This is a genomic window from Candidatus Micrarchaeota archaeon, from assembly GCA_028866575.1.
Taxonomy (GTDB): Archaea; Micrarchaeota; Micrarchaeia; order Micrarchaeales; family Micrarchaeaceae; genus UBA12276.
On record JAGWHU010000025.1, the window covers coordinates 1 to 3,179 of the forward strand.

At 54.3% G+C, this 3,179-nt stretch carries 4 protein-coding genes; all 4 read left to right on the forward strand.

Going from position 1 to position 3,179, the window contains the following annotated elements:
- Nucleotides 1–143: 143 nt before the first annotated feature.
- On the forward strand, nucleotides 144–812 hold the full coding sequence (locus KGI06_06055) for a terminase small subunit (protein ID MDE1871771.1): 669 nt from the start codon (nucleotides 144–146) through the stop codon (nucleotides 810–812).
- 218 nt (nucleotides 813–1,030) lie between these two features.
- The gene (locus KGI06_06060) at nucleotides 1,031–1,522 is read left to right on the forward strand and encodes a hypothetical protein (GenBank protein MDE1871772.1); all 492 of its coding nucleotides are present in this window, start codon (nucleotides 1,031–1,033) and stop codon (nucleotides 1,520–1,522) included.
- Between the two features lie 445 nt (nucleotides 1,523–1,967).
- On the forward strand, nucleotides 1,968–2,393 hold the full coding sequence (locus KGI06_06065) for a hypothetical protein (protein ID MDE1871773.1): 426 nt from the start codon (nucleotides 1,968–1,970) through the stop codon (nucleotides 2,391–2,393).
- A gap of 538 nt (nucleotides 2,394–2,931) precedes the next feature.
- The coding region (locus KGI06_06070; protein MDE1871774.1) for a hypothetical protein at nucleotides 2,932–3,179 on the forward strand (248 nt) is incomplete at its 3' end.

Sequence of the window (3,179 nt, forward strand, 5' to 3'; positions counted from 1 at the left end):
TCTTGCGATACCTGCGCGGCCTTTGGCGGACAACCGCCCGATGGCGATGGCCGTTGTCACCTTTGGCCACCCCACGTCATGCTACCCTACCAAAACCTGTCAGTCTGGCCGGCAATCCCAGACCATCACCGCTGGTGCGCAGCATGGAGACCAAAGTAACCAAACCGAGGCCAAAGGCGAGCCTGACGCGGCCGCTGACGCCGATGCAATCGGCGTTCATTACGCACTACATCGCAAACGGTTGGAATGGCACAGCAGCGGCCAGGTCGGCGGGCTATGGCGGCTCGGATAAGGTCTTGGGCGTGCAAGCCGTGCGCGTGCTAAGAGATAGTAGAGTTCAGGCGGCACTCTCCAAGCGACTGAGGGAATTGCACTTAAGCGCGGAACAGGTGCTCCAAAGGCTCTCGGAAATGGCCCAAGGGAACGTGACAAATTTCTTGGATGATGAGGGCAACATCAACTGGGCGAATGTGAGGCGAAAGGGTTACTTGGTTAAGCGGGTTCACCACGGAAAAGGCGGCACAGAGCTCGAACTTTACGACGCGCAAGCAGCGCTCATTCAGGTCGGCAAACATCTCGGACTGTTCAACGATGCGACAAAGGTCGAAGTGCAAACCGGCCCGATGAACATCAACCTGGCTCTCGCGCAGTTCAACGACATGGGGCCAGAGGACCTGAGGGAAATGCTTGGTCGAGTGCGAAAGCTCAAAGATGCTCCGGTGCACATGAACGGCAACGGCAACGGGAATGGGAATGGACATTCAGTCATTGATATTCCGGCTGTTAATGGAGATAAAGCGGGCTTACATTGAAAATCGGTAGTGTCCTAATTTGAAATTATCGGACACTGCGGAGCGGTCCTCCTGGCGGTTAAACTGCCCGCATGAATCTCAGCGAATTGATCCGCTATCGGAATTAATCAAATCCGTGAATAATTGTGGGTGGCTGCGCGCCGGGGCCGGACCATTGAAACTTAAGGGGTTGCGTCAATTTTTGCCTTAACTCCGCGCCGAGGGTATCAGCCATTGCCTTGCTGGCCAGAAAACGAGGAAAGGCGTTCCCCCGCACAGAAAGCCCAACAGCCTTCGTTGGGGCTATTGGTGCAAACTGCACCACTACCCGGTTGAGCTTGACGAAGACAAATGACTCGCCTAAGCTTTTTGTGGTGAACTACAGCAAAAACATCATCCATCAGACCAGAAAACAAAAGCGCAAGGTTATTCAGGGACAGATTATCTGGATAGCGCACCGTGATGATCAATCTGGGCAGTGGATTGGCGCGTGCGACCCCATCGGTGTAACCACATCGGGCGATACCTATAAGGAGTTGGTTGAAAACATCACTCAGGTCACCGATTCTGTATTTAATAACCTCTTGAAGACTGGCGACCTGGAAGAGTTCTTGAGCCTCCACGGCTGGAAATCGCGTGATGTGGACGCGCCAGAAGGCGAGGAGGCAATCGAAGCACCGTTCAATATTGAGCAATCAAATCAGAATGATCCCCAGGCGGCTATTTGTTGAAAAGCTTCGTTCTCTCCAATATTCGTACTACGAACAACGCGGAAGCGTCGAAATGTACAAACGGTCCGGCGATCTCAAGTTCGCCACCGTCCGCAGGCGCGATTTTATAGCAAGAGCAGAAGTTGAATCCACGCTAAGACAAGCCGGAATGACCGCTGACGCCATCGCGGAGTGGATTGCTAAAGCCTTAGAGGCTCGCCCATCACAACCAAAGCCAACAGCAGGAAGATCGTCTGCCGTTTGCCGGATTCTTTGCCGGAATTTATCTGTGGGCCAAGGGCAAGGCCGGCCACGGCATTTTACGTGTATCGCCCTGAGCCTCGTTGTTGGCGCAATCATCGCCTTCATTCTGCTGGATTGAAAAAATCCAAATTAGGACACTACCTGAAAATCTATGGGACGAGCGATTATCATCATCTGTTGCGGGGTTGTATTGTGTGGTTCGATGGCCATTGACTGGCTTGCGCCGAAGCCCGCTCCGCCGCCAGTTGCCGTGCGCGTGATTGGTGCCGGGGTTTCGCGCGTGCCGTTCTTGGACGAGTTTGGGCGAGTGCAATTCACCGCGCCATATTTCGCCGTCACGGTCGGGGTCAAAGATCTGAGCACGACGCGCAAGATTGATTTTGAATCCTGGCGAGGGTCGGCGGTGCTCAAGGACAATTTCGGCAACACATATCGAGAGATTGCGGTCACACCGCTGCGCAATCCAGGTTTACTGGAGCAAGCACAGGACGAAGCGGAAATCATGCCCGGCAGCACATTCTGCGATTGGCTGGTATTTGAGCGGCCCGTGCCGGGAGCGAAGTTGTCCTTGCGATTGCCGGCGAGCAATTACGGCGGTCGGGGGTGGGTGAAGGTTCAACTGCCATGAACCGCCGCCATTTTTTCACAAGGCTTGCATCTGGATTGCTCGTCGCCGCAGCTCCGGATTTGTTCATCCCCAAATTAATCGCGCCAAGGTGGAAACGTCGAGCGGTTGCTTTGGATGATTTGCCGGAGCATTCGCTTGCGAAACTGACCACCCAATTAATTCTCATGCGCAATCTGGACTACATGCGGGAGGCTATAGTAAAACCGGAAGACTATTTGAGACTAGCCACGGCTAAGGTCCAAAACTCACGAATGTATCTGCGGCTAGGAAGCGGGATAAATTGGAACTGGGGACAAAATCCGTCGGAAGATTATGTGATCGTGGCACCGCGCAACTGGGATGAACCTCAAAACTCACGAATTTGTCTGCGACTGGGAAGCCGGCCTGCTCCTTGTTGAGATTTTTGGCCGCGGCCACCTGTGGCGAGACAAACACGGAAACAGATGGCGGACACTGGCGTCGCATCTGACATATCGGGGCCATGACAAGCTCGCGGATTTCGCGATTGTGGCCGAACCGTGCAGCGAACCGAAACCAGATGCCGAAAGCAACCCAGCCAACTCCTGAGCAACTCAATGCCCTGGAGCTACTGCTGACTCGCAAGCTCGCGGAGAAAAGCTTCTACGATTTCGTCCGGCTCGCCTGGCCGCTGGTCGAGCCGGATATGGCCTTCTGCGATAATTGGCACATCGCCGCTATTTGCTCCCATCTCCAGGCCGTTGCGGATGGCAAAATCAAAAACCTGATTATCAACGTGCCGCCTGGTGCGATGAAGTCGCTTTTGGC

Excerpts from the sequence above, each read along its gene's own strand:
- KGI06_06055 (MDE1871771.1), top strand. The coding sequence starts at position 144 with ATGGAGACCAAAGTAACCAAACCGAGGCCAAAGGCGAGCCTGACGCGG.
- KGI06_06065 (MDE1871773.1), top strand. The coding sequence starts at position 1,968 with ATGGCCATTGACTGGCTTGCGCCGAAGCCCGCTCCGCCGCCAGTTGCC.